Genomic DNA, 25,100 nt, shown 5'->3' with positions numbered 1-25,100 from the left:
GGTCAGGCCGGGTGCGCGAGGACCCGGTATCCGGTCTCGTGGAGCCGCCGGTGCTCCGGCCACCGGTCGCGGGTCCAGCCGGGTTCGGTGTGGGCCGCGACGATCGCGGCGGTCGTCGCGGCGTGCAGGTCGAACTCGAGGTCGCGGCGCAGTTCCGGCAGGACGGTCCGCTCCCCCGCCGTGCGCGCCTGCACGATGGTGGCGACCGTCTCCGCGACCCGCGCGTCGGCGCAGCGCAGCACGCGACGATGCGCGAACGGCAGCACGACCCACAGCACCGCGACGGCGACGAGCACGCCGATCACCGTCTCGAGCAGGCGGTCGCGGGCCACCACGGCGAAGTCGTGCGGCACCCCGGCGCCGCCGAGCAGCAGCGCGAGCGGAGTGATGAACACCATCGCCACGCCGTAGTTCCGGACCAGGTACTCCTCGGTTCCGGCGAGCAACACCGCGACCACCACGACGAGCGCGACGGCCGTCGGGGCGGCCCACACGACCGCGGCCAGCACGCCCAGACCCACGACGGTGCCGGCGAACCGGTGCAGGCCCCGGTAGCTGCCCAGCACCCGGTCGGGTCCCTGATGCAGCACCATCGCCGCCGTGATCACCGCCCAGTCCGGCCGCCCGACATCGCACGCGAGCGCCAGTGCGCCCGCGACGGGACCGGCCACGACGAGGCGGAGGACGATGGTCCAGGATCGACTGCCGGGCCGGGCGGCCCGCGCCAGCCGGTATCGCGCCGACGGGCGCGGCAGCGGTGGTTGCGGCCGCAGATCGTCGGTCTCGGAGGCGGCACCCTCGTCGGTTCCTGCGACGACCGTCGCGAGCCGCAGGTGCGCCGCTCGGAGCGTCCGGGTCAGCGGATGCGCGCCCCCGCCCAGCCGCCCGTCGTGCAGGCACATCCACGCGGCGTGCAGCGCCCGGACCGCCTCGTGCCGCGGCCCGGTCTCCGCCGGGGCGCGCAGGCAGGCGTCGACGGCCTCCACGGCCGCCGCCACCGCGGCACGCTCGGGTGCGCGGGGCCGAGCCAGCGCGCCCGACATCGACACCACCACTGCCGTGCCCGCGCCGGCCGCGGTCCACGACACGACCGCACCGACCGGCACGCCGGCGCTCGGCAGTGCCGCCGCGATCTCCAGGGTGAGCAGCGGCAGGAACGCACCGGGTGCACCGAAGCGCAGCGCGTCGACCAGGAAGGCGCCCACGGCGACGACCGCCGTCATCACCGCCACGAGCAGGAGCCACGTCCATTCCGAGCCCGAATGCACGAGCGTGCCGACACCGGCGCCCAGACCGGCCAGCGCGACGAGCACCGCCGCGACGACCATCACCACCTGCCACCGCGCCCGGTAGGCGCGGCCCTCGCCGTAGACGACGGCGAACGCCCCGAGGGCGGCCGTCGCGGCGACGGGCCCGTGACCGAGCGCGAGGCCTGCCAGGCCGGGCAGCGCCACCGCGGCGGCCGCGCGCAGGGCACCGGGCCAGCGCCGGCCCCGCCGGGGCACCCCGAGCAGGAGCGTCCGCGCAGGCCCCGGCGCCGGGATCGGCGGGCTCGCCGCGTCACTCCGGGACCCGGCTCCCGGATCTGTCACCGCTTCGGACACGAGGATCGACGATACGGCGCGCACCCGCGGTCGGCGGCGCCGTGTCGGCAAGGTCACCCGCGCAGCGGGCCTCCGGCGAGCAGCGCCGTCGCCGCCGACCGGTACCGCTCGGCCACCAGGCGCACGATCGAGTCGTGCACCCCGAGCGGGGCCGCCACCCCGTCGGCGCCCGCATCGGCGAGACGCGCGTGGAACAGCCCGTCGGCGAGCAGGTACGAGGCGACGAACACCCGGCGCGCACCCGCGGCGCGCAGTCCGGCGACGACGTCCGGCACGCGCGGGGCACCCGTGGCGACGTACCCGACGCGCACGGCGACGCGCGCGAGGGCCGACAACATGTCCGCGGCCCGTCGCACGTCGCCGAGGGCGCGGGGGTCGGAGGAGCCCGCCGCGGCGAGCACCACCGCGTCACCGGGTTTCCAGCCGGCCGCGGAGAGCCGGTGCAGCAGCACCCGTGCGAGCACCGGGTCGGGTCCGAGCGCGCGGGTGACCGCCACGGCGGGATGCCCACTGTCGGCGACCTCGCGTGGCACGTCGGCGTGCACGTGGTAGCCGGAGGCGAGGAAGGCGGGCACCAGCACGGTGGGCCGGCCGGAATCGCGCAGCACCTCCGCCGGCGAGGGTCCGAGGACGTCGACGAACGCGACGCGGGTGGCGCCCACGTCGCGGGAGACGGCGTCGGCGAGGGACGCGATCATCTCGACGCCGCGCGGATTGCGCGTGCCGTGAGCGACGAGCAGCAGGGCCGGGTCGATCATGGTCACAACTCCTGATCCGGAACGGGGTCGGCCGGAGACGATGCCCCTAGCCGAGCGGGTATTCCTTGTCGGCGCAGCCCACCGGGTCGACCGCGAGCCGGTAGCCACGCTTGACGACGGTCTGCACGATCGTGGGGGCGCCGAGCGCGGACCGCAGCCGCGCCACGGCGGTCTCCACGGCGTGGGTGTCGCCGCCACCGCCGGGCAGCGCGGCGAGCAGTTCCTCACGCGAGACGACCCGGCCGGGCCGGGCGGCGAGGGTGCGCATCAGCGCCATCGCGGCGGGCGCCAGGCAGCGGATCTCGCCGTCGACCACGACGCAGCGGCCGCGGACGCTGAGGACGTGCCCCCCGGCCTCGATGCGGTGGGCGCGCCGCGGCAGCTCTTCGGCCAGGTGCCGGGCGAGGGATCCGAGCCGGGCCCGGGCCGGTGCCGAGACCGGCACCTCCAGCTCGACCAGCGGCGCGGCCGTCACGGGCCCCACGCACACCGCGGTGACCCCGGTGCGCAGCGCGCGCAGCATCAACTCGAGCATGCCGGTGGCCTTGGAACGCATCAGCAGCGACGCGACGGCCGGCGCGCTGGTGAAGCTCACCGCGTCGATGCTGTGGTCGGCGATCTGCTCGATGAGCCGGTCCAGCGCGGTGGGGTCGTCGGGCGGGGTCCACCGGTACACCGGGACCGCCACCACGTCGGCACCGGCGTCGCGCAGCACCTCGCACAGGTCCGCGCCGGGTTCCCACTCGGTGCGGGCGCCGTGCAGCTGCACCGCGATCCGCACCCCCTCCACACCCTCGGCCAGCAGGTGCTCGAGCACCTCCGCGGACGACTCCGACGCCGGCGACCACTCCTCCCGCAGGTCGGCGGCCCGGATCGCGCCGGTGACCTTCGGCCCGCGGGCCAGGATGCGGCTGCCGCCCAGGGCCTCGCCGAGCTGCTCGGCGAGGCCCCAGCCGTCCGCGGCCCCCATCCAGCCGCGGAAGCCGATCGCCGTGGTGGCCACGGTGATGTCCGGCGGGGTGTCGAGGATGTCGCGCGTCACGCGCTCGAGCTCGGCGTCGTCCGCGAGCGGGATGATGCGGATGGCGGGTGCGTGGACAACCTCCGCGCCGCGCCGGGTGAGCAGGGTGGCGAACTCGTCGGCGCGGCGTGCGGCGGTGATGCCGATCGTGAAGCCGTGCAGCGGCGCGTTGTCCTCGCTCACGAACGCTCGCCGTAACCGCGGTGCACGGGCACGAGGCTGTGGATCTGGACGACACCGGCCCACACCCGCACGTCGTACACGGGCAGGCGGACCGACGGATCGTCGAGGCAGCGTCCGTCGTCCAGCGAGAAGACCTGCTTGAGCAGCGGCGAGGCGACGGTGGGCTCGCCGCTGCGGTCGCCGACGATCCCACGCGACATCACCGCGGCGCGGCCGAACGGATCGAAGTTGCCCACCGCCCGCAGACTGCCGTCGTCGAGCCGGAACAGCGCGGCCTGCTCGCCGCCGCGCAACAGCACGGCGACGCCGCGGCCGGGGATGAGGTGACTGAGCGGGCACGCCGACGTCCACTCCAGACGCCCGTCGTACACGCTGGCACGCGACGCGCGCTCGGGGGTGTGCGTCTCGATGACGGTCATGAATGTCCTCCTTGGAACTACGGACGGAATTCTCCGGGGCCGGTGTTTCTCGGGCGTTAACCCGAGATTCCCTCACGGTAAGAGGGCATTCCGACCAGCACCGGCACCTTCCGCTTGCCCGAGTCGTCGAACCGCACGGTCGGGTCGGCCACCTCGGGCGCGTTGACGAACGACACGAACCGGGACAGCTTCTCGGGGTCCTCGAGCACTCCCTTCCACTCGTCCCGGTACCCGGCGACGTGCTTGGCCATCGCCGCCTCGAGCTCGTCGCCGATGCCGAGGCTGTCCTCGCACACCACCGCCCGGAGGTGCTCGAGCCCGCCCTCGAGGGACTCGAGCCAGGGCGCGGTGCGCTGCAGGCGATCGGCGGTGCGCACGTAGAACATCAGGAACCGGTCGATGTACTTGACGAGGGTCCCGTCGTCGAGACCACCGGCGAGCAGCTGCGCATGCTTGGGCGACTGGCCGCCGTTGCCGCACACGTACAGGTTCCAGCCGTTCTCCGTGGCGATCACCCCGACGTCCTTGCCGCGCGCCTCGGCGCACTCGCGGGCGCAGCCGGAAACGCCGAACTTGAGCTTGTGCGGTGAGCGCAGCCCGCGGTAGCGCAGTTCGAGGTCGACGGCCATGCCGACCGAGTCCTGCACGCCGTACCGGCACCACGTCGAGCCCACGCAGCTCTTCACGGTGCGCAGGGACTTGCCGTACGCCTGGCCGGATTCCATGCCGGCGTCGACGAGCCGCTGCCAGATGAGCGGCAGCTGCTCGACCCGCGCACCGAACAGGTCGATGCGCTGGCCGCCGGTCATCTTGACGTACAAGCCGAAGTCGCGGGCGATCTCGCCGATGACGATGAGCTGCTCGGGGGTGCACTCCCCGCCGGGCATCCGCGGCACCACCGAGTAGGTGCCGTTCTTCTGGATGTTGGCCAGGAAGTGGTCGTTGGTGTCCTGCAGCGCCGCCTGCTGCCGGCCCAGGATGTGGTCCGAGTCGGTCGAGGCGAGGATCGAGGCGACGACGGGCTTGCAGATGTCGCAGCCGGTCCCCTGGCCGTACTTGGAGATCAGTGCCGAGAACGTGCGGGTGTTCGTGGCCTGCACGATCTGGAACAGCTCGGCCCGGGACTGCTCGAAGTGCTCGCACAAGGACTTCGACATGACCACACCGGACGCCGCGAGGAGCTGCTTGACGGTGGGCAGGCAGCCGCCGCACGTGGTGCCGGCGCCGGTGCAGGCCTTGACCTGGGCGATGTCGCACGCGCCGTCCGCGATGGCACCGCAGATCGTCCCCTTGGTGACTCCGTTGCAGGAGCACACCTCGGCGTCGTCGGGCAGCGACCCGGCGCCCGGCTTCTCTCCCGCCGGGGAGATCAGCGCCGCGGGGTCGCCGGGCAGCTCCCGGCCGACGAGCGGCCGCAGCGACCCGTACGCGGAGGCGTCGCCGACGAGGATGCCGCCGAGCAGTGTCTTCGCGTCGTCCGAGACGACCAGCTTGGCGTAGGTGCCCTTCGCGGCGTCCGACAGCACGACCTCGAGGGCGCCCGGAGTGGTGGCGTGCGCGTCGCCGAAGCTCGCGACGTCGACGCCGAGCAGCTTGAGCTTCGTGGACAGGTCGGCGCCCGGGAACTCGGCGGCGCCGCCGAGGAGCCGGTCGGCCACCACCTCGGCCGTGCTGTAGCCGGGGGCGACGAGGCCGTAGCAGGTGCCCTCGACGGCCGCGCACTCGCCGATCGCGTAGACCGCGTCGTCGGTCGTGCTGCGGCAGCCGAGGTCGGTGCGGACACCGCCGCGCGGGCCCAGCTCGAGCCCCGCGTCGCGGGCCAGCCCGTCCTGGGGACGGACGCCTGCGGAGAACACGAGCAGCGCGGCGTCGATCACCGACCCGTCGGACAGTTCCACCCTCAACCCGCCGGGGCCCTCGGTGATGCCGGCGGTGCCGACGCCCGTGTGCACCGTCAGCCCGAGATCGGTGACGAGCCGGGCGAGGAGCGCACCGCCGCCCTCGTCGACCTGCAGCGGCATGAGCCGGGGGGCGAACTCGACGACGTGCGGCGTCATGCCCAGCATCCGCAGCGCGTTGGCCGCCTCGAGGCCGAGGAGCCCGCCGCCGACGACGACGCCGACCGCTCCCGGAGCGGCCCGCTCCGCGCCGGCCCGGATGCCGTCCAGGTCGTCGAGGGTCCGGTAGACGAAGCACCCGGCCAGATCCTTGCCGGGAATCGGCGGGACGAAGGGGTACGAGCCGGTGGCCAGGACGAGCGCGTCGTACCCGATCACCTCACCGGCGTCGGTGGTGACGGTGCGCCCGGCACGGTCGATCGCCGCGGCCCGGGTGCCGATCCTCAGCTCGACCAGGTCGTCGCCCTCGTACTCGTTGCCGGCGAGGGCGAGTTCCTTCGAATCCCACGAGCCGACATAGGAGGACAGTCCCACGCGGTCGTAGGCGGGCAGCGGTTCCTCGCACAGCACCGTCACCGACCAGAGGTTCTTCTCGTCGCGGGCGCGCAGCGCCTCGACGAAGCGGTGGCCCACCATGCCGTGTCCGACGACGACAACAGACTTGTGGCTCATACCGTTTCCTTCTTCCTTGCGTACGTGATGGGGGGCCGGCCGCGGTCAGACGCGGGTGGCCACCGTGTCGGCGGTGACGTCGCGCGGTGCGGGCGTCTCCGCGGGCGGGGCGGTGGGTCGGCGCAGGAACACGGCCCAGGTGACGACGATGCAGACCAGGTAGAAGGCGAGGAACACCCAGAACGCCATGGTCGCCGACTTGGCTTCGCTGCTGTAGGACGCGCGCAGCACCAGGTTGATCCCGACGCCGCCGAGTCCGCCGATGGCGCCGGCGAATCCGATCAGGGCGCCGGACATGCTGCGCGCCCATGCGGCCTTCCCGGCCCGGTCGAGCGAGTCGAGGCTCTGCGCCTTGGCCTCGAAGATGGACGGGATCATCTTGTAGACGGAGCCGTTGCCGATGCCCGAGAGCAGGAACAGGGCGATGAACCCGAGGACGAAGGTCACCATGATGCCGCCGGTGGCGGCGCCGGCGGTGGCGTCGTCGAGGGTGCCGGCGGTGACGAGCAGTCCCGCCGCGAGGGCCATTGCCGCGAACGTGTACAGCGTGATCCGGCCGCCCCCGATCCGGTCGGCCAGCGTGCCGCCGAGGGGCCGGGCGATCGAGCCGAGCAGCGGGCCGATGAACGCGATCTGCGCGGCGTGCAGGGAGGCCTCGGCGGCGGTCGCGCCCCCGGCCAGGAAGTTGATCTGCAGCACCTGCCCGAACGCGAAGCTGAAGCCGATGAAGGAGCCGAAGGTGCCGATGTAGAGGAAGCTGAGGATCCACGAGTCGCGGTACCTCAGGGATTCGCCCATCGCCCGCAGGTCGGCGCGCTGGTCACCGAGGTTGTCCATGAACAGGGCCGCGCCGAGCGCGGCGAAGGCACACAGCACCAGGTAGACGGCACACACGATCCACGGCTCGGTGTTGCCGACGGTGGCGATGACGAGCAGGCCGACGAGCTGGACCACCGGCACGCCGATGTTGCCGCCGCCCGCGTTCAGGCCCAGCGCCCAGCCCTTGAGCCGCTGCGGGTAGAAAGCGTTGATGTTGGTCATCGACGAGGCGAAGTTGCCGCCGCCGAGTCCGGCGACCGCGGCCACCACCAGGAAGGTGGTGTACGAGAAGCCGGGGTTGAGCATCAGGTACAGGGCCGCGACGGTGGGGATCAGCAGCACCAGCGCGCTGAACACCGTCCAGTTCCGACCGCCGAACCGGGCCGTGGCGACGGTGTAGGGAATGCGCAGCAGCGAGCCCACGAGGGTGGGCACCGCGACGAGGAAGAACTTGCCGGCGGGATCGATGCCGTAGACGTCGGCCGGCATGAACAGCACCATCACGGACCAGATGGACCAGACGGAGAAGCCGACGTGCTCGGCCAGGACGGACCAGATCAGGTTCCGCTTCGCGATCTCCTTGCCGCCGGCTTCCCATGCCGCCGTGTCCTCGGCGTCCCAGTGTTCGATGCGGTGCTTGCGCGCGAACTTCGCACGCAGGCCTTCGGTCGGTGATACTCCGGTCGTTGCGGCCACCCCATGCCCCTTCCTCGGGTCGGTATCGATGGACCCAAGGTAGGAAACGGGTGTTGCCGCGGTGCTGCCCTCGGTGACTGCCGCGTCAAGAGATGCTCACCTGCGGCAGGAGGCCTCCGTGAGGTCGGCGCCGCGGGTGCTCGCGGGCTGTGGACCGGCACCGGAACCGCCCCAGGTGTCCTCGACGTACCGGGGCCGGCAGGCGACCCGGCCGGCGATGAGCACCACGAGCGCCGCACACCCGAGGAACGCGAACGGCGCCGTCCAGCCGCCGGTGGCCTCGCGCAGCACACCGACCAGCACCGGGCCGAGACACGCGACGGTGTAGCCGAGACCCTGGGTGAAGCCGGACAGTGCGGCGGACGCTGCGTGGGTGCGGGTGCGCAGATTGATCAGGGTGAGCGCCATGGGGAACGTGGTCGGCCCGACGCCGATCGCCAGCACCCACAGCGCCGTGGCCGTCAGCGGCGCGAGCAGCAGACCGGTGAACCCCACCGCGTAGCACGCCACGCACACGACGACGAGCGGGAACGGATCCCGCATGCGGGCGCACGCGGCGGGAGCGACGAACGAGGCGGTCAGGCCGACGAACGAGAACAGGGCGATCATGGCGCCGCCGAGCGCCTCGCTGCCGCCGGCGTCGAGCAGCACCGCGGGGATCCAGGTGAACATCGAGTAGGTGATCAGCGAGGTCATGCCGAACATGCCGGCCATGCCCCACGCGACGGGCGAGCGCCACACCCGGCCGGGCGTGGGCTGGGAGTGCGGCGCGTCGCCGGCGGCCGGACGCGTGCCGCGGGCCCGGTACAGGACGCCGATCCACGGGATCGCCGCGGCGAACGCCCACGCCGCCCACAGCCCGATGGACCAGCGCCACCCGGCGGCCTCGGCGACGGGGACCGCCGCGAGGGCCGGCAGCACCGTCCCGATCTGGACGCCGACGATGTACACGGTGCTCACGACCGCGAGCCGGTCGGAGAAGTACCTCTTGACCAGTGGCGGGATCACCACGTTGCCGACCCCCATCCCGGCGAGCGCGAGCGCGGAGAACGCGAGCAGTGTCCACGTCTCGTGGGTCAGCGCGCGCGCTGCCATGCCGAATCCGGCGGCCAGCATCGCGACGAGGGCCGTGGCCTCGAGTCCGGCCCGGCGCGCGATGACGGGGGTGAGCAGCCCGAACACCGCGAACATCGCGGTCGGCACCATGCCGAACACGCCCACCACGGCGGGCGCGAAACCGAGCTCGGCGCGGATCTGCTCGGCGAGCGGGCTGAACGAGGTCACGGCGAGGCGCAGCGTGAGCGCGGACATCACGATCGCAACGAAGACCAGGAGCCGTCCCCGCAGGAGGGACGGGGACGAGGATCCGGCACCGGTGACAGCCACGAGTGAAATCATAGGATGACCCGACGTCTATCGTCGAAGGCGTTTTCCGGATGCAGGAAGGATTCCCATGCGCACCGTGCGACGCACCAGCCTCATCGCCCAGGTCACCGAGCAGTTGCGCGACCAGATCCGCACCGGCGCCTGGGCGGTGGGCACCCGCATCCCTCCCGAACCCGCCCTGGCCGAGCTGACCGGGACGGGCCGCAACACCGTGCGCGAAGCCGTGCAGGCGCTCGTGCACTCGGGGCTGCTGGAGCGGCGGCAGGGCTCGGGCACCTACGTCGTCGCCACCTCGGAGGTGGGCAGCGCTCTCGGCACCTACTTCGCCGACGCCCACGAGCAGGACGTGCTCGAACTGCGGCAGGCGCTGGACGTCACCGCCGCAGCGCTCGCCGCCCGGCGCCGCACCGACGCGGACGCCGCGCACCTGACCGAACTGTTCGACGCGCGGATGCGCGCGTGGGCCGACCCGCGTTCGGCCGCCGCTCTCGCCGCCGACGTCGCCCTGCACCGCGCAATCGTCGAGGCCAGCCACAACGCCGTGTACCTCGAGTTCTACGACTCGCTGCTGCCCGTCATCGAGGAGACGATCCGGCGCCGCGTCGACGAGACGGGGGCGGGGTTCCACGACGAGCACCGCGAGCTGGTGCTCGCCGTCGTCGCGGGAGAGCCCGGCCGCGCCACCGCCGCCGCGCTCGCGATGTTCGGGGAGCTGCGCGGCGGCGAAGGCTAGAGGAGCAGCCGCACCAGATCCGAGGTGTGTGCCAGCCCCGGGAACGCCTCCTCCGTGGAGCGCGGATGCAGGGCGTGCACGGCGAGCCGGAACATCACCGCGCGCAACAGCATCTGCGGCCATTCCGGCAGGTCCTCCCACCGGCCGATGAGCTCGTCGTCGGCCCCGCCCCACGACAGCGCGTCGACGACGGCGACACCGGCCGCCCACGACGCGGGCCGCCAGTAGGGGGTGATGTCGGTCAGGCCCGGCGCGGCGCTGCCGGCGAAGAGCACGGTGCCGAACAGGTCACCGTGCACGAGCTGATCGGGCAGGTGGACCGGCTTGCGCAGCGTCGCGAGCTGGTTGATCAGGTCGATGCTCTTGCGTCCGTCGGGAGTGACGGTTTCCGGGGCGCCGGCGGCGCGGGCGGTGCGCAGGGGCACCGCCTCCCACGCCGCGCGGTCGGCGGCGACGAACACGTCGACGTCCTCCCACGGCGCCACGGGCGGCTGCATGAGGAAGCGCGGCCGCTCCAGCTGGGCGGTGGCCGCGTGCAGCCGCAGCGACAGGGCCACCACCTCGTCGTGCCGCGGTTCGGAGGTGCCCACGATGTAGGTGTCGGCGCGCCAACCGGAGACGACGTAGCGGCCGTCGGTGGAGCGGACGGGCCGCGCCAGTCGCACCCCGTCGACCCCGAGGGTCTCGCGCACCTTCGCCGACCACGCTGCGCGGGCATGGTCGGCGACCGGCGAGAGCACCACGTCGCCGCACCGCCAGCCACCGTCCCAGTCCGCCCCGAGCGGGACCGGTTCGACGTCGCGGAGGCCGAAGGTCGAGCGCACGTGCTGCGGGGGTTCGAGGGGACTCACGGGGCACACCGTACAGTCGGCGCCGCCCCGTTGAGGGGAAGGCACTCCGTTACCCGGGGACACCATTCCCGCATCGTTATCTTCCCCGTATTCCCCTCAGTACACGGGCAGCGAAGGGTCCACCTGCTGCGCCCACGCGAGCACCCCGCCCTGCAGATGCGTGGCGTCCGCGAAACCGGCCTCCTTCAGCACTGCGAGGGCCTCGGCCGAGCGGATCCCCGTCTTGCAGTGCAGCACGATCGGCCTGTGCTGCGGCAGCTCCGCCAGCGCCTCGCCGGAGAGGATGCGGTCCTTCGGGATCAGCCGCGCCCCCTCGATGTGGACGATGTCCCACTCGACCGGCTCGCGCACGTCGATCAGCTCGATCTCCCGGTCCGACTCGAGCAGCCGGCGCAGCTCGGTCGGGGTGATGGTGGACTCGGCGAGGGCGGCTGCGCCGTCGTCCGGCACCACACCGCAGAAGGACTCGTAGTCGACCAGCTCGGTCACCGGCACCCGGCCCGGGTCGCGGCGCAACGTCACCGTCCGGTAGCTCATCGCGAGAGCGTCATAGATCATCAGGCGTCCGAGCAGCGACTCGCCGATGCCGGTGATCAGCTTGATCGCCTCGGTGGCCATGATCGACCCGACGGACGCGCAGAGCACCCCGAGCACGCCGCCCTCGGCGCAGGACGGGACCATCCCGGGCGGCGGCGCCTCCGGGTACAGGTCCCGGTAGTTCAGCCCCCGCCCGTCCGGTGCGGCCTCCCAGAACACCGACACCTGTCCCTCGAACCGGAAGATCGACCCCCATACGTACGGCTTGCCGGCGAGGACCGCGGCGTCGTTGACGAGGTAACGGGTGGCGAAGTTGTCGGTGCCGTCGAGGATCAGGTCGTACTGCTCGAATAGTGCGACGGCGTTGCCGGGGTCCAGGCGCACCGGGTGCAGCCGCACCTCCACGTTGTCGTTGATCCCGCGGATCGTGTCGCGGGCGCTCTCCCCCTTGGGGCGGCCCACGTCGGCGATCCCGTGGATCACCTGCCGTTGCAGGTTGGACGATTCGACATCGTCGAACTCGACGATGCCGAGGGTGCCGACACCCGCCGCGGCGAGGTAGAGCAGCACCGGCGAACCCAGGCCGCCGGCGCCGATGCACAGCACCCGCGCGTTCTTCAGCCGCCGCTGCCCCACCACCCCCACCCCGGGGATGATCAGGTGCCGGCTGTAGCGGGCCACCTCCTCGCGCGTCAGGTCCGCAGCGGGTTCCACCAGAGGTGGTAATGGGCTCACGACAGCTCCTCGGCCGGCTCGATCGGGCGGTTACCCGATTGTCCCATCCTCACGCCCGCGGATACGGCCACGGGTTGAACCTGCAGGTGAGTCCGTCGCGGGGGACGAGGCCCTCGGGATCGAGGCCGGCGATGTCGTCGTTGGCGGTGCCGAAGGACTGCTGCATCATGATCGGCGCGAGGCCCCCGTCGCTGCCGCACCCCTCGTGGGCGGCGAAGCCGATGGCGTGCCCGACCTCGTGGTTGATCTGATACTGACGGTAGGAGCCGATGTCACCCTGGAATGCGACGGCGCCACGCACCCACCGCGGCTCGTTGAGCAGGACCCGGCCCAGGCCCGGGTTGTAGCACGACACCTCCAGCTCGATGTCGTACCCGCAGCCCTGCCGGATCGTCATCTGGGACGTCAGCGACACCCGGAAGTCGGGCACGCCCTGATCGACGCGACGGAACGCGAACGCCGGGTCCTGTGTCCAACTCTTCGGGTTGGCCAGGGTCTCGTCGACCATCCGGGCGAACGCCGCGTCGCCGCCGTAGCCGGTGGCGTCGACCCCGTCCTCGATCTCCACGGTGTAGGTGTAGACGCGGCCGGTGCCGACCTGACCGCTGGTCCCGGGCACCACCCGCCAGGTGCCGGCGCCGGCCACCGTGAACGGCCCGCCGTCCGGGAGCGCGCCGGACGGCAGATCGGCGGGGAACGTGCCGTCCGCGACCGGCGCGGGCACGCCCACCACGTCGCCGGATGCGGCCGCCGCGTCCCCGGCCGCCGTGGCCTCGGGCGTGCTGCCACCGGTGCGCAGCGCATCCACCAGGACGATCACCGTGAGGACCGCGAGGACGGGGATGGCGTAGGCCCGCCATCCGTAGGTCGCGACGAACCGGCCGAGCCGGGTCTGCCTGCGCACCCCGCGGTCCGGGCGCGGCGGACGAGGAACCTTCTCCCCGCCCGAGACGGGATCCCACTGAGCTCGCAGAGGCTGGTGGGAAGGGGCGCGGCTGCGTCGCCGGTCGGACGTCCGGTCCTCGGGTGTCCGGTGCGGACTGCGCACCGGGCGGCGCGGTGTGTCCGTCACGCCGGCTCCTGCTCGGTCGGTCACGGTTGCCAGACTCTCATACGGCCGTCGCCGGCCGTGCCGGGTCGCCGAGCGCGGGCGCCGACCGCCGCCACGCCGATGTGGCGCCGCGCACAGTGGGCCTTCGGCTGGGATACTCGTGGGTAGGGGTGCACGGCACCTCGAGGCCCCCCGGCCTGTAACGTGCAGAGACGATTGCACGTCGTAGTGGTAGGCATCACTTCGACGAATTTTTCGGATTGGGAGCGACATGACCGAACTCGCAGCCCGGACATCGTCCGGCCGCGCCACCAGCTCGGGCAACGGCACCGGCACTCGACGCGGCGCCCGGATGCCGCGGGACGAGCGCCGGGTCCAGCTCCTCGCTGCAGCCAGCGAAGTCTTCGTCACCCGCGGATACCACGCGGCCGGCATGGACGAGATCGCCGAGTGCGCCGGGGTCAGCAAGCCGGTGCTGTACCAGCACTTTCCCGGCAAGCTCGAACTGTACTGCGCTGTGCTGCAGAGCTACGTCGACAGCCTGATCGCCGGAGTCCGCCAGGCCCTGCGGTCGACGACCGACAACAGGCAGCGCGTCCGCGCCGCGGTGCAGGCGTTCTTCGACTTCGTCGACAACGACTCGCAGGGTTTCCGTCTGGTGTTCGAATCGGACCTGATGGGCGAGCCGCAGGTGGCCCACCGCGTGGAGCAGGCCACCGAGGCATGCGTCGACGCGGTGTTCGACCTGGTGAGCCACGACTCCGGTCTGGACCCCTACCGGGCGCGCATCCTGGCGGTCGGCCTCGTCGGCACCAGCCAGTTCACCGCCCGCTACTGGCTCGAGGCCGCCCGGCCGATTCCGAAGGAGGACGCCGTCGACACCACGGTCGCTCTCGCCTGGGGTGGACTCTCGCACGTGCCGCTGCAGCCGGAGCTGCGCAGGCGGTAACCGGAAGGCGCCGACCAGACGGCGCCGACCCCAGGGCCGGGGCCGCGCCCGCGACGACAGAAGGGCCGGGGCAGCAGCCCCGGCCCTTCGTCGTGATGCCGTCGTTCTAGGTCGCCGCGAACCCGACCTTGCGAATGTCGGCGGGGCCGATCTCGACGTAGGTGACCCGCGCCGCCTGCACGATGAGCTTGCGGCCCTTCTCGTCGACGAGTGTCAGCACGCCGTCCTTCTCGCCGGCCAGGGCTTGCGCCACGAGCGACTCGACCTCGTCGGGCGTCTGCTCGCTGATCACGGTGAGCTCGCGGGGACTGTCCGCAACACCGATCTTGACCTCCACGGTCGACCTCCGAACTCTCAGGGCTCTACAGCTGTCCCCGCCCAGGCTAGTGCAGTCCCAGCACCGCCATCCGCTCGGCGTGCTCGAGCTGCATCCGGTCGAACAACGCGGCAATGTCGGTGAGATCACCGGACGCGGCGATCACCAGATCGGTGAGGTCCTCACGCTGGGCCATCACGTACTGCGCCTGGGTGATGGCCTCGCCGAGCAGCCGCCGTCCCCACAGCATCAGCCGGTCCTTGTCGGCCGCGCTGCGCCGCACCGCCTCGCGCACCTCGTGCACCACGAACTCCGAGTGCCCGGTCTCGGCGAGGACCTCCCGCACGACCTCCGCCACCTCGGGGGCGAGGGTGCCGGCGATCTCGCGGTAGAAGTCGGCGGCGATGCCGTCGCCGACATACGCCTTGACCAGCGACTCGTGCCAGTTCGAGGGGTTCGTGGACGCGTGGTACGCGTCGAGGGCGCGCCGGTAGGGCTCCATCGCCGTGTAGATCTCCACGCCGCGCGCGGTGAGCGCGGCGTGCAGCGTCTCGAAGTGGCTCATCTCCGCGGCGGCCATGCTCGCGAACGCCACCCGCCCCTGCAGGCTCGGCGACATCCGTGCATCGTCGGCGAGGCGGTAGAAGGCCGAGATCTCACCGTAGGCGAGCACCGCGAACAACTCGGCGACGCCGGGATGATCGGCCGGGACGCGCGCCGGAGCGGCGGGTGGACGAGACTCTGCGGCGGACGGCGACGTTTCGGCTCCCATGACGACACAGCGTAGTACCCAGCCGGTGACCGCGCGGCTCACGGTACAATGGTCCTGGAAGGCCGCGCCTCGAGGCGCCGACCACCGGCCCCGCGGACTTCACCGATGATGTGCGCGCACCCGATCGCAGATCGCTGCCGCGCCTCGCAGAGCCCGTTCCGGTCGCTCTCGCTGAGGCGCAGGCCGGTCGCCTCTCCACTCGTGCGTGCGTGCCGAGACCAGGAAGGCCAGACCCCTGAGCAAGATCACTGTCGACCACGAAGACGACGCCACCGAAACCACGGTGTCGGCCCAACTCGACTCCACCCACACCCCGCCCACGTTCGGCGAGCTGGGCGTGCGGGACGAGATCGTCCGCGCTCTCGCCGAGATGGGCATCGAGCGCACCTTCGCCATCCAGGAGCTGACGCTCCCCCTCGCCCTCGCCGGCGACGACCTGATCGGACAGGCGCGCACCGGCATGGGCAAGACCTTCGGGTTCGGTGTCCCGCTGCTGCACCGCCTCACCACCACCGCGTCCGGCACCACCGCCCTCGACGGAACGCCCCGCGCCCTGGTGATCGTGCCGACGCGCGAGCTGTGCCTGCAGGTCACGCAGGACCTCGAGAACGCCGCCAAGTACCTCCGCGGCGCCGACGGACCGCTGAAGGTCCTGTCCGTCTACGGCGGGCGCCCGTACGAGACACAGGTCGACGTGCTGAAGAAGGGCGTCGACGTCGTTGTCGGGACCCCGGGCCGCCTGCTGGATCTCGCCAACCAGGGTCACCTGATCCTCGGCAAGATCGGCATCCTGGTGATGGACGAGGCGGACGAGATGCTCGACCTCGGCTTCCTCCCGGACATCGAGCGCATTCTCGGCATGGTGCCCGACCGCCGCCAGACGATGCTGTTCTCGGCGACGATGCCCGGCCCGATCATCACGCTCGCCCGCACCTTCCTCACGCGCCCGACGCACATCCGGGCCGAGGAGCCGGAGTCCTCCGCGGTGCACGAGCGCACCAACCAGCTCGTCTACCGCGCGCACGCACTCGACAAGGCGGAGCTGGTGGCGCGGGTGCTGCAGGCCGAGGGCCGGGGCGCCACGATGATCTTCACCCGCACCAAGCGCACCGCGCAGAAGGTCGCCGACGAGCTCGCCGAGCGCGGCTTCGCCGTCGGAGCCGTGCACGGCGACCTGGGGCAGATCGCCCGGGAGAAGGCCCTCGACAGGTTCCGCAAGGGCAAGATCGACGTGCTCGTCGCCACCGACGTGGCCGCCCGCGGCATCGACATCGACGACGTCACCCACGTCGTGAACTACCAGTGCCCCGAGGACGAGAAGACCTACGTCCACCGCATCGGCCGCACCGGCCGGGCGGGGCGCACCGGCATCGCCGTCACCCTGGTCGACTGGGACGACATCCCGCGCTGGCAGCTCATCGACAAGGCCCTCGACCTCGGCCTGTCCGACCCGGTCGAGACGTACTCGAGTTCGCCGCACCTGTTCGAGGAGCTGGGCATCCCCGAAGGCACGACCGGCACGGTCCGCAAGGCGCCGGCGGAGCGGCCCGCCCGCGAGGAGGCCGCCGAGGCCGCCGAGGACGCGGCACGACCCAAGCGCACCCGGGTCCGCCGGCGCACCCGCGGTGGCCGGCCCGACTCCGGAAGTGCCGAGAACACCGGACCCGAGAACACGAGCGCCGCGTCGGAGCAGGCCGAGGACTCCGGGGACGGGACGGCGGCGCCCGCACGCCGGCGCCGGCGCCGGCGCCGCGGCGGTTCCTCCGCGACGGCGAAGAGCGACACGGTCACGGCCTCGGCTGCCCAGTAGTCGGCCGCGATGCTCGCACCGGAGCGCAGAACCCGGGCGGACCTGATCGCAGCCCTCCTGCTCGCCGTCGCGGTCGTCGCGGCGGCGAGCGTCGTCTGGCTGCGGTCGGACGCACGCGGCACCGTGTCCGTCACGACCGACGCGGCACCCGAGGCGCCGGCGTCCGCGACGGCGGTGCCGTCGACGCTGACGGAGGCGTGGCGGGCCCCCAGCGGTGCGACGTCCCGTCCGATCGCGGTCGGAGGTGTCGTGGTCACCGGCGACGGCGGCACGGTCACCGGCCGCGCCCTCGACTCGGGCGCCGAGCTGTGGCGCTACGGCCGCGACATGCCGCTGTGCGGGGTCGTGGAGGACTGGCGCACCGCCGTGGCGGTGTACCGCGACCAGCGGGGATGCAGCCAGGTGACCCAGCTGGTCCCCGATTCGGGGATGCGCGGGGCGCAGCGTTCCAGCGACGCCGACGACGCAGTGACCCTCACCGCCGCCGACACCCACGTGATCTCGCGGGGCGACACCCGCCTCGAACTGTGGCGGTCGGATCTCGTGCGCACGCTCGAGTACGGGCGCGTGGACGCGCCCGTCGTGCCGGGGGCGCAACCCCGCAACGGGTGCACGCTGCGCTCGGCCGCGGCCAGCAGCACCCGGCTGGCGGTCGTCGAACGCTGCCCGGGCGAAGAGGCGGACCGGTTGACGCTGCTCGAGACGACCCCGGAGGCAGACTCCCAGCCGAAGGAGATCGCCTCGTCGGTGCTGCCGGAACTGGGGCCGGACGACATGGGTACGCGCGTCGTCGCGGTGAGCGGTGAGCGCACGGTGCTGTACCTGCCGCCCACCGCCTCGTCCGGGCCCGTTCTCGCCGGATACGACGCCGCCGGCACGCTGACCGCCCGGCACCCGCTGTCGGCCGCGGCGACGCCGGACGCGGTGTTCCCCGCCGCGGTGCAGGGTTCGTTCCTCACGTGGTGGTCGGGCACGGAGACCGTCGCCCTCGGCGGCGACGACCTGGTGCCGCGGTGGACGCTGCCCGGGACGACGGGCACCGGCGCCGCCATGGCCGGGGCCCTGCTGCTGCCGGTGCGCGACGCCCTCGCGGTGGTCGAGCCTGCCACCGGGGCGGTGCAGGGCCGGATTCCGGTCGTGCGCGACGAGGCGGGAGTGGTGAACGTGGCGGTCGCCGGGACTTCGGTGCTCGAGCAGCGCGGGCCGCAGGTCGTAGTGCTGCGATGAGCCCCCGAGGAACTCACCGCGCACCTCACGACGTGAAGGTGACCAGCTTCTTGCCGTCGCGCCAGTGGGCGAGCAGGTTCTCGGCCAGCTCGCGATAGGCCTCGGCGCCCTTGTTCTTCCGGCCGGCGAGCACCGACGCCCCCGACGCCGACGCCTCCGCGAAGCGCACGGTGCGCGGGATCGGCGGCGCGAGCACCGGCATGTCGTACCGGTCGGCGACGTCGGCGAGCACGTCGCGGCTGTGCGTCGTGCGAGCGTCGTAGAGCGTCGGCAGGGCACCGAGGAGCTCGAGGTCGGGGTTGGTGATCTGCTTGACCTCGGCGACGGTACGCAGCAGCTGCCCGACGCCGCGGTGCGCGAGGGTCTCGCACTGCAGGGGCACGAGCACGGACTGCGCGGCGGTCAGGCCATTGAGCGTGAGCACGCCCAGCGACGGCGGGCAGTCGATCACGACGACGTCGAAACTGTCGAGCAGCGGGGCCAGCGCCCGCCGGAGGGTGAACTCCCGCCCCGGCCGCATCAGCAGCAGCGCCTCGGCCCCGGCGAGGTCGATCGTCGCGGGCAGCAACGTGAAGCCCTCGTCCGTGTCGAGCAGAACCTCCTTGGCCTCCGCCGCCCCGACCAGCACGTCGTGCACCGAGCGTTCGAGCCGGTCGGGGTTGTGCCCGAGCGAGAATGTCAGGCATCCCTGCGGGTCCAGGTCGACGACGAGCACCCGCTGCCCCAACCCGGCCAGGGCGGCCGCCAGAGACGCGACGGTGGTCGTCTTCGCGACGCCACCCTTCTGATTTGCCACCGCAAGTACCGTTGTCACGGAACGATCCTCGCCTAAAAGTCGTCCGAACGCGAGAATCGACCGCGACTTCCGCCGTCCGGCGGGTCGCCGATCCCCACGAAAGGCCCCCGATCGTGATCCGCCGCGCCCGTCCCGCCGACGTCGACGCCCTCACCGCCCTCGTCTACGAGCTGGCCGAGTACGAGAAGGCCCGCGCCGAGTGCACCGTCGTGCCCGAGCAGCTGCACACGGCGTTGTTCGGCAGGGACGCCGCCGCGTTCGCCCACGTCGCAGAGGACGCACAGGGAACGGTGGTGGGCATGGCGCTGTGGTTCCGCAACTTCTCCACCTGGGACGGGGTGCACGGCATCTACCTCGAGGACCTGTACGTCCGGCCCGAGCACCGGGGCCACGGCCACGGCCGCGCTCTGCTCGCGGCACTGGCCCGCGAATGCGTCGACCGCGGCTACAGCCGCCTGAGCTGGTCGGTGCTGGACTGGAACACGCCGTCGATCGGGTTCTACCGCTCGCTCGGCGCCGTCCCGCAGGACGAGTGGACCACCTTCCGCCTCAGCGGGCAGGCACTCGCCGCGCTCGGCGGAGATCAGGCCACGTCGTCGGCGTCCGGGGCGTAGTCCTGCGCCAGCCAGCGCGTCGTCGGCGGGCTGAACAGCAGCACCAGCGCCGGCACCACGATCAGGGCGAGCAGGATGCCGAGCACGACCTGGTGGGAGTCCGTCAGCAGCGACCAGGCCACCGGCAGCAGCAACAGCTGGGCGACGATCGCCACGGCCCGCCCCCACCGCTTGCCCCGCAGCAGCGCGATCCCGGCCGCGAGCACGCCGCCGAACAGGATCCCCAGCCACAGTGCGAGGCCGTAGCCGTTGCCGACCGTCTGGTCGTGCCCGCCCGTGAGGGCCCGGACCACCGAGACCACAGCGAAGCCGATGGCGATCACGCCTTCGAGGACGACGAGACCACCCGCGGCTCGAACGGTCGACGGAACGGTGCTGCGTGGCGACTCGGTGGACACCCGGCCAGCGTAGTGGACCCGTACGAGACCACTTAGGCTGATGCTCCGTGCGCGCACTGCTGATCGTGAACCCCAACGCGACGACCACCACTCCGGCCGGTCGCGACCGGCTGGCCCGTGCGCTCGCCGACCGGGTCTCCCTCACCGTCGCCCACACCACCCATCGGGGGCACGCCGCCGAACTGGCCCGCTCGGCGCACGCCGACGGGATGGACGTCGTCGTCGCGCACGGCGGCGACGGCACCGTCAACGAGATCGTCAACGGCCTGCTCGGCACCCCGTCGGAACGGGTGGCCGACCCCACTCTCCCCCTGCTCGCGGTGGTCCCCGGCGGCTCGGCCAATGTCTTCGCCCGGTCGCTGGGCGTGGACGCCGATCCGGTGACGGCGACCGAGCAGTTGCTCGACCTGCTGGCCCAGCGCACTACCCGCCGGATCGGCCTCGGCCACTGCGACGGCCGGTGGTTCGTCTTCAATGCGGGACTCGGGCTCGACGCGCAGGTGTGCGAGGCCATCGACCTGAGCCGGCTGGGCGGGCGGAAGGTCACCACCGCGCGTTACGTCGCGCATTCGATCACGCAGTTCTTCAAGTCGAAGGGCGCCGAACCCGCGCTGACGTTGACGCTGCCCGGCCGGCCACCGATCCCGGGCGTGTACTACGCGTTCGTCTCCAATTCGAGCCCATGGACCTACCTCGACAAGCGCCCGGTGCATACCAACCCGGGCACCTCGTTCGAGACCGGGCTCGGAGTCTTCGCGATGACGACGACGGCGGTGTTCGCGAGCCTGCGGGTGGTCCGCCAGCTGCTCGCGCGGCGCGGCGATCCGAACTCCCGTCGCCTGGTGCGCGTCGACGACGTCGCGCGGGTGCAGGCGGTGTCGTCCCGGCCGATCGGCCTGCAGGTCGACGGCGACTACCTGGGCCTTCGCACCGAAGTGGAGTTCGTGTCGGTGCCCGCCGTGCTCGACGTCGTGGCCCCGTGTCCCGGGCGCGCCGACGCCCGTACGTGATCCGGGTTACATTTTCGTTTCCCGAGGTGTACAAAGGAAGTTCGAACCCAAATACCCGGGACACCGTCGGCGTGAGCTTCCCCACGGTCGTGACGTTTTCTATTGACTTCACGCTGGTTCGTGAAAGCATTCACAAGTAACCGCGCGGAAACACTTGCCGACGCGCACATGAACTTGCCACCACGATCAGCCGGTGCGACGAGCACTATCGAAGGAGAGTAGAAGCATGGACTGGCGCCACAAGGCCATCTGCCGCGACGAGGATCCCGAGCTGTTCTTCCCCGTCGGCAACAGCGGTCCGGCCCTCGCGCAGATCGCCGACGCCAAGCTCGTGTGCAACCGCTGCCCCGTCACCGCCGAGTGCCTCTCGTGGGCCCTCGAGTCCGGCCAGGACGCGGGCGTCTGGGGCGGCATGAGCGAGGACGAGCGTCGCGCCCTCAAGCGCCGCAACGCCCGTACCCGGGCACGCACCGCGGTCTGACGCGACCTACGCCACAGAGCTCCGGGAAGGCCCGGCACCGTTTCGGTGCCGGGCCTTCCCGCGTCCGGAGGCCGCGCTCCCCCGTCCCGGCAGGGACACGGCGACACCGTCCCGGCAGGGACACGGCGACACCGTCCCGGCAGGGACACGGCGACACCGTCCCGGCAGGGACACGGCGACACCGTCCCGGCAGGGACACGGCGACACCGTCCCGGCAGGGACACGGCGACACCGTCCCGGCAGGGACACGGCGACACCGTCCCGGCAGGGACACGGCGACACCGTCCCGGCAGGGACACGGCGACACCGTCCCGGCAGGGACACGGCGACACCGTCCCGGCAGGGACACGGCGAGACCGTCTCAGCCGAGTGTCACCCGGCCCAGCGGAACCCGCAGCCGCGCGTCGGTGCCGGTCGGCGCAGCCCGTTCGAGCCGCAACGTCCCGCCGAGTTCCGCGGCGACGAGCGTGCGCACGATCTGCAGGCCCAGGCGGTCCGAACTGCCGAGGTCGAACCCCTCCGGCAGACCCTTGCCCTCGTCGTGGACCACCACGTCGAGCCAGCGGGCCGACCGCTCGGCGCGCAGCGTCACGGTGCCGGAGGCACCCGGGTCGAAGGCGTGTTCCACGGAGTTCTGCACGAGTTCGGTGAGCACCATCACCAGCGGTGTCGCCCGCTCGGCGGGGAAGACCCCGAGGCTGCCCTCCCGGCGCACCCGGACCTGGCTGCCCACGGCCGCGACGTCGACGACGATGGGGATCAGCCGGTCGACGACGTCGTCGAGATCGACCTCCTCGTCCACCGACATCGACAGCGCTTCGTGCACGAGCGCGATCGACGTCACCCGGCGTACCGCCTCGGCGAGGGCCTGCCGGGCCTCGGTGTTGCCGGTGCGCCGTGCTTGCAGCCGCAGCAGGGCCGCGACCGTCTGCAGGTTGTTCTTCACCCGGTGGTGGATCTCCCGGATGGTGGCGTCCTTGCTCAGCAACGCCCGGTCGCGCCGCTTGACCTCGGTGACGTCGCGGATGACCACCGCAGCGCCCTCGAGCCGGCCGCCGGGCGCGAGCACCAGCGCGCGCAGCAGCACGGTGGCGCCGCGGGCCTCGATCTCCATGGGCCGTCCCAGCTTGCCGTGCACCGCTCCGCGCAGATAGGTCTCGACGTCCTCGCTCTCGAACGGATCGGTCACCAGCGCGCGCGTCGTCTCGATCAGGTTCTGGCCGAGCAGGTCGGAGTTCAGGCCCATCCGGTGGTAGGCGGACAGGGCGTTCGGGCTCGCGTACACCACCCGGCCGGACCGGTCGAGGCGGATGAAGCCGTCCCCGGCCCGCGGACTGGACTTGGTGTCGGATCGGGATTCCGGATTCGGGAAGGTGCCTTCGCAGATCATCGTGAACAAGGCGTCGGCGCATTCGAGGTAGGCGGTCTCGAGGGCGCTCTTGGTGCGCCGCGCCACGGTCGCCGCGTCGCGGCTCAGGACCGCGATGACCTGCCCGTCCCAGCGGACCGGCACGGCCTGACGGCGCAGGGGCGCGACGTGGCTGGGCCGTGAGTCCGCGGAGACGACCACTCCGGTCTCGAGGGCCCGCAGCACGTGTGGGTGCTCCCGTTCGGAGACCACCGAACCCACCATGTCCTCGGGCAACACGGTCGAGGCGGTGGTGGGCCGGCACTGCGCCACGCACACCACCCCACCCGGCTCCGCGCTCACCCACAACAGGACGTCCGCGAAGGACAGGTCCGCGAGCAACTGCCATTCGCCGACGACCCGCTGGAGGTGATCGACCGCACCGCCCGGCAGGTCGGTGTGCTCGGCGAGGAGGGCACTGAGGGTGGACACGGGGGGCACGTGCGGACTCAGGAGATGACCGCGATGAGATCGCCCTGCTGGACGACGTCGCCGACGACCACGTCCAGCGATGTCACGGTGCCCGACGTCTCGGCGAGCACCGGGATCTCCATCTTCATGGACTCCAGGATCACCAGTGTGTCGCCTTCGGCGACGACGTCCCCCTCCTGCACGACCACCTCGAACACGGTGGAGACCATCTCGGCGCGCACGTCCTCGGCCATCGGGCACCTCATTCCACGAAGAAGACGGTGGCCCTGCTTTCAGGGCCACCGGACCACACGTGAAACACTGTAATGAACCAGAAAGGAGATCGGACCATGGGTAAGCGAGGCCGCAAGAAGCGCAGCCGCAAGGGCAACGCCGCCAACCACGGCAAGCGTCCCAACGCCTGAGGCGCGCGCACACGCGTGAGGGGGCCGGAAGCAGCTGCTTCCGGCCCCCTCACTCGTTGGTGGCTCAATCCCGGACGTCGGTGCGGGTCGTCACGACGACGGTCCGCCGGATCTCTATCAGCAACCGCTCCCGGAGGCCCTCCGGAGCGTGCTCGCCGCCACATTTGCGGCTCAGCAGGGACTTGAGCTGGGACTCGAGCCCGTACGCCTCGAGGCAGGACCCGCAGTCGTCGAGATGGCGCTGCAGGCGCTCACGCGACCGATCGTCGCACTCGCTGTCGAGCAGCAGGTAGACGTCCGCGATCACCGCGGAACAGTCGAGCTGATCGAAGTCGGCCGACTCGCTCACCTCGAGACCTCCTTCTTGTCCGCACCGTCTCCGACGGCCGCGTCGACGGCTCCGCTCCGGTTGAATCCCCGCTCCCGCGCGACATCGGCCAGCAGGCCGCGCAGCTGCTTGCGGCCGCGGTGCAGCCGCGACATCACCGTGCCGATGGGGGTCCCCATGATCTCCGCGATCTCCTTGTACGGGAAGCCCTCGACGTCGGCGTAGTACACCGCCATCCGGAACTCCTCGGGCAGCTCCTGCAGCGCAGCCTTGACGTCGTCGTCGGGAAGCGCGTCGAGCGCCTCGACCTCGGCCGACCGCAGACCGGTGGAGCTGTGCTCGGCGGTCGCCGCGAGCTGCCAGTCGGTGATCTCCTCCGTCGGGTACTGCGCGGGCTGGCGCTGCTTCTTGCGGTAGGAGTTGATGTAGGTGTTCGTCAGGATGCGGTACAACCACGCCTTGAGGTTGGTGCCCTCCTTGAACGAGGAGAAGGCGGAGAACGCCTTGATATACGTCTCCTGAACCAGATCCTCCGCGTCCGCAGGGTTGCGGGTCATCCGCAGGGCCGCGCCGTAGAGCTGATCGAGCAGGGGCAGTGCATCCCGCTCGAACCGTTCGGCCAGTTCCGCACCAGACTCCTCGACCACACCGATCCCTTCACTTGCCGTATCCGTGAAGGCTACCGGTCGGGGCGGGCACAGCACAGGCACGCGGTACTCCCTCGCTCTCGGTTACCGGCCGCGCCCGATCGGGGCGGCCACCCGGAATCAACACGACAGGTCCGGCCCTTGT

The 25,100-nt window shown here is 72.0% G+C and carries 26 protein-coding genes; 8 read left to right on the top strand and 18 right to left on the bottom strand.

Features of this window, described 5'->3' with window-relative positions:
• Window positions 1-2 precede the first annotated feature (2 nt).
• The 7 genes from OCS65_RS11770 to OCS65_RS11740 form a co-directional block, all read right to left on the bottom strand.
• Entirely contained in the window at window positions 3-1,505 is a 1,503-nt protein-coding gene (locus tag OCS65_RS11770; protein WP_170914111.1) for an FUSC family protein, read from the bottom strand.
• 152 nt (window positions 1,506-1,657) lie between these two features.
• Window positions 1,658-2,362 (bottom strand): sirohydrochlorin chelatase, encoded by a 705-nt coding sequence (locus tag OCS65_RS11765; RefSeq protein ID WP_006942747.1) that lies wholly within the window; start codon window positions 2,360-2,362, stop codon window positions 1,658-1,660.
• Window positions 2,363-2,408: 46 nt separating this feature from the next.
• A complete protein-coding gene (locus OCS65_RS11760) occupies window positions 2,409-3,566 on the bottom strand; it encodes a uroporphyrinogen-III synthase (RefSeq protein WP_006942745.1) in 1,158 nt (385 codons plus the stop codon).
• A complete protein-coding gene (nirD, locus tag OCS65_RS11755) occupies window positions 3,563-3,985 on the bottom strand; it encodes a nitrite reductase small subunit NirD (protein ID WP_006942743.1) in 423 nt (140 codons plus the stop codon). Before nirD ends, OCS65_RS11760 begins: the two co-directional genes overlap by 4 nt.
• 56 nt (window positions 3,986-4,041) lie before the next feature.
• On the bottom strand, window positions 4,042-6,555 hold the full coding sequence (nirB, locus tag OCS65_RS11750; RefSeq protein WP_065922412.1) for a nitrite reductase large subunit NirB: 2,514 nt from the start codon (window positions 6,553-6,555) through the stop codon (window positions 4,042-4,044).
• A gap of 45 nt (window positions 6,556-6,600) precedes the next feature.
• Window positions 6,601-8,070, bottom strand: a complete 1,470-nt coding sequence (locus tag OCS65_RS11745) for an MFS transporter (RefSeq protein WP_263510211.1) — start codon at window positions 8,068-8,070, stop codon at window positions 6,601-6,603.
• 96 nt (window positions 8,071-8,166) lie between these two features.
• Window positions 8,167-9,468, bottom strand: a complete 1,302-nt coding sequence (locus OCS65_RS11740; RefSeq protein ID WP_072635571.1) for an MFS transporter — start codon at window positions 9,466-9,468, stop codon at window positions 8,167-8,169.
• 55 nt (window positions 9,469-9,523) lie between these two features.
• Between OCS65_RS11740 and OCS65_RS11735 the strand changes: the two genes are divergently transcribed.
• Window positions 9,524-10,189, top strand: a complete 666-nt coding sequence (locus tag OCS65_RS11735; protein WP_006942737.1) for a FadR/GntR family transcriptional regulator — start codon at window positions 9,524-9,526, stop codon at window positions 10,187-10,189.
• Here the strand turns inward: OCS65_RS11735 and OCS65_RS11730 are convergent.
• The 3 genes from OCS65_RS11730 to OCS65_RS11720 form a co-directional block, all read right to left on the bottom strand.
• A complete protein-coding gene (locus tag OCS65_RS11730) occupies window positions 10,186-11,040 on the bottom strand; it encodes a TIGR02569 family protein (RefSeq protein WP_006942736.1) in 855 nt (284 codons plus the stop codon). The genes OCS65_RS11735 and OCS65_RS11730 overlap by 4 nt on opposite strands.
• Before the next feature lie 96 nt (window positions 11,041-11,136).
• Window positions 11,137-12,312 (bottom strand): adenylyltransferase/sulfurtransferase MoeZ, encoded by a 1,176-nt coding sequence (gene moeZ, locus OCS65_RS11725; RefSeq protein WP_006942735.1) that lies wholly within the window; start codon window positions 12,310-12,312, stop codon window positions 11,137-11,139.
• Between the two features lie 49 nt (window positions 12,313-12,361).
• Window positions 12,362-13,408, bottom strand: a complete 1,047-nt coding sequence (locus OCS65_RS11720) for a DUF3152 domain-containing protein (protein WP_373566439.1) — start codon at window positions 13,406-13,408, stop codon at window positions 12,362-12,364.
• A 226-nt stretch (window positions 13,409-13,634) separates the two neighbouring features.
• On the opposite strand from OCS65_RS11720, the gene OCS65_RS11715 reads away from it, so the two are divergent.
• Window positions 13,635-14,312: an HTH-type transcriptional activator FasR gene (locus OCS65_RS11715; RefSeq protein WP_006942732.1), complete on the top strand. Its 678-nt coding sequence runs from the start codon at window positions 13,635-13,637 to the stop codon at window positions 14,310-14,312.
• 106 nt (window positions 14,313-14,418) lie between these two features.
• Here OCS65_RS11715 and OCS65_RS11710 read toward each other — a convergent pair whose 3' ends face one another.
• Together OCS65_RS11710 and OCS65_RS11705 are read right to left on the bottom strand one after the other, a co-directional pair.
• Window positions 14,419-14,649 (bottom strand): DUF3107 domain-containing protein, encoded by a 231-nt coding sequence (locus tag OCS65_RS11710; protein ID WP_006942731.1) that lies wholly within the window; start codon window positions 14,647-14,649, stop codon window positions 14,419-14,421.
• Window positions 14,650-14,695: 46 nt separating this feature from the next.
• Window positions 14,696-15,400 carry a ferritin-like fold-containing protein gene (locus OCS65_RS11705; RefSeq protein WP_029544591.1) on the bottom strand — a complete coding sequence of 235 codons (705 nt, stop codon included), beginning with the start codon at window positions 15,398-15,400 and terminating at the stop codon, window positions 14,696-14,698.
• 205 nt (window positions 15,401-15,605) lie between these two features.
• On the opposite strand from OCS65_RS11705, the gene OCS65_RS11700 reads away from it, so the two are divergent.
• Both OCS65_RS11700 and OCS65_RS11695 read left to right on the top strand, forming a co-directional pair.
• Window positions 15,606-17,210: a DEAD/DEAH box helicase gene (locus OCS65_RS11700; RefSeq protein WP_006942724.1), complete on the top strand. Its 1,605-nt coding sequence runs from the start codon at window positions 15,606-15,608 to the stop codon at window positions 17,208-17,210.
• A 9-nt stretch (window positions 17,211-17,219) separates the two neighbouring features.
• Entirely contained in the window at window positions 17,220-18,437 is a 1,218-nt protein-coding gene (locus tag OCS65_RS11695) for an Rv3212 family protein (RefSeq protein ID WP_006942723.1), read from the top strand.
• A 25-nt stretch (window positions 18,438-18,462) separates the two neighbouring features.
• On the opposite strand, the gene OCS65_RS11690 is transcribed toward OCS65_RS11695, so the two are convergent.
• A complete protein-coding gene (locus OCS65_RS11690) occupies window positions 18,463-19,251 on the bottom strand; it encodes a ParA family protein (protein ID WP_006942721.1) in 789 nt (262 codons plus the stop codon).
• A 95-nt stretch (window positions 19,252-19,346) separates the two neighbouring features.
• On the opposite strand from OCS65_RS11690, the gene OCS65_RS11685 reads away from it, so the two are divergent.
• The gene (locus tag OCS65_RS11685) at window positions 19,347-19,847 is read left to right on the top strand and encodes a GNAT family N-acetyltransferase (protein ID WP_006942720.1); all 501 of its coding nucleotides are present in this window, start codon (window positions 19,347-19,349) and stop codon (window positions 19,845-19,847) included.
• Here OCS65_RS11685 and OCS65_RS11680 read toward each other — a convergent pair.
• Window positions 19,817-20,245: a hypothetical protein gene (locus OCS65_RS11680; RefSeq protein ID WP_006942719.1), complete on the bottom strand. Its 429-nt coding sequence runs from the start codon at window positions 20,243-20,245 to the stop codon at window positions 19,817-19,819. The two genes, OCS65_RS11685 and OCS65_RS11680, sit on opposite strands and share 31 nt — an antisense overlap.
• A gap of 47 nt (window positions 20,246-20,292) precedes the next feature.
• Here OCS65_RS11680 and OCS65_RS11675 point away from each other — a divergent pair, with 47 nt between their 5' ends.
• Both OCS65_RS11675 and OCS65_RS11670 read left to right on the top strand, forming a co-directional pair.
• Complete coding sequence (locus tag OCS65_RS11675; RefSeq protein WP_006942718.1) at window positions 20,293-21,255, top strand: diacylglycerol/lipid kinase family protein; 963 nt, start codon at window positions 20,293-20,295, stop codon at window positions 21,253-21,255.
• Between the two features lie 226 nt (window positions 21,256-21,481).
• Entirely contained in the window at window positions 21,482-21,736 is a 255-nt protein-coding gene (locus OCS65_RS11670; protein WP_006550236.1) for a WhiB family transcriptional regulator, read from the top strand.
• Between the two features lie 361 nt (window positions 21,737-22,097).
• On the opposite strand, the gene OCS65_RS11665 is transcribed toward OCS65_RS11670, so the two are convergent.
• Together OCS65_RS11665 and OCS65_RS11660 are read right to left on the bottom strand one after the other, a co-directional pair.
• The gene (locus OCS65_RS11665; protein WP_006942716.1) at window positions 22,098-23,576 is read right to left on the bottom strand and encodes a sensor histidine kinase; all 1,479 of its coding nucleotides are present in this window, start codon (window positions 23,574-23,576) and stop codon (window positions 22,098-22,100) included.
• A 17-nt stretch (window positions 23,577-23,593) separates the two neighbouring features.
• Complete coding sequence (locus OCS65_RS11660) at window positions 23,594-23,809, bottom strand: biotin/lipoyl-binding carrier protein (RefSeq protein ID WP_003939128.1); 216 nt, start codon at window positions 23,807-23,809, stop codon at window positions 23,594-23,596.
• A gap of 96 nt (window positions 23,810-23,905) precedes the next feature.
• On the opposite strand from OCS65_RS11660, the gene OCS65_RS29940 reads away from it, so the two are divergent.
• On the top strand, window positions 23,906-23,980 hold the full coding sequence (locus OCS65_RS29940; protein WP_022597109.1) for a 50S ribosomal protein bL37: 75 nt from the start codon (window positions 23,906-23,908) through the stop codon (window positions 23,978-23,980).
• Between the two features lie 64 nt (window positions 23,981-24,044).
• Here the strand turns inward: OCS65_RS29940 and rsrA are convergent, their stop codons facing one another.
• A complete protein-coding gene (rsrA, locus tag OCS65_RS11655) occupies window positions 24,045-24,329 on the bottom strand; it encodes a mycothiol system anti-sigma-R factor (protein WP_006942706.1) in 285 nt (94 codons plus the stop codon).
• Window positions 24,326-24,955, bottom strand: coding sequence for a sigma-70 family RNA polymerase sigma factor (locus tag OCS65_RS11650; RefSeq protein WP_037200997.1), 630 nt, complete (start codon window positions 24,953-24,955; stop codon window positions 24,326-24,328). The genes rsrA and OCS65_RS11650 overlap by 4 nt, the downstream gene beginning before the upstream one ends.
• Window positions 24,956-25,100 lie beyond the last annotated feature (145 nt).

Origin of the sequence: Rhodococcus aetherivorans (genome assembly GCF_025722975.1) — a bacterium.
GTDB lineage: Bacteria > Actinomycetota > Actinomycetes > Mycobacteriales > Mycobacteriaceae > Rhodococcus > Rhodococcus aetherivorans.
This window is presented reverse-complemented; position numbering and strand designations above follow the sequence as displayed.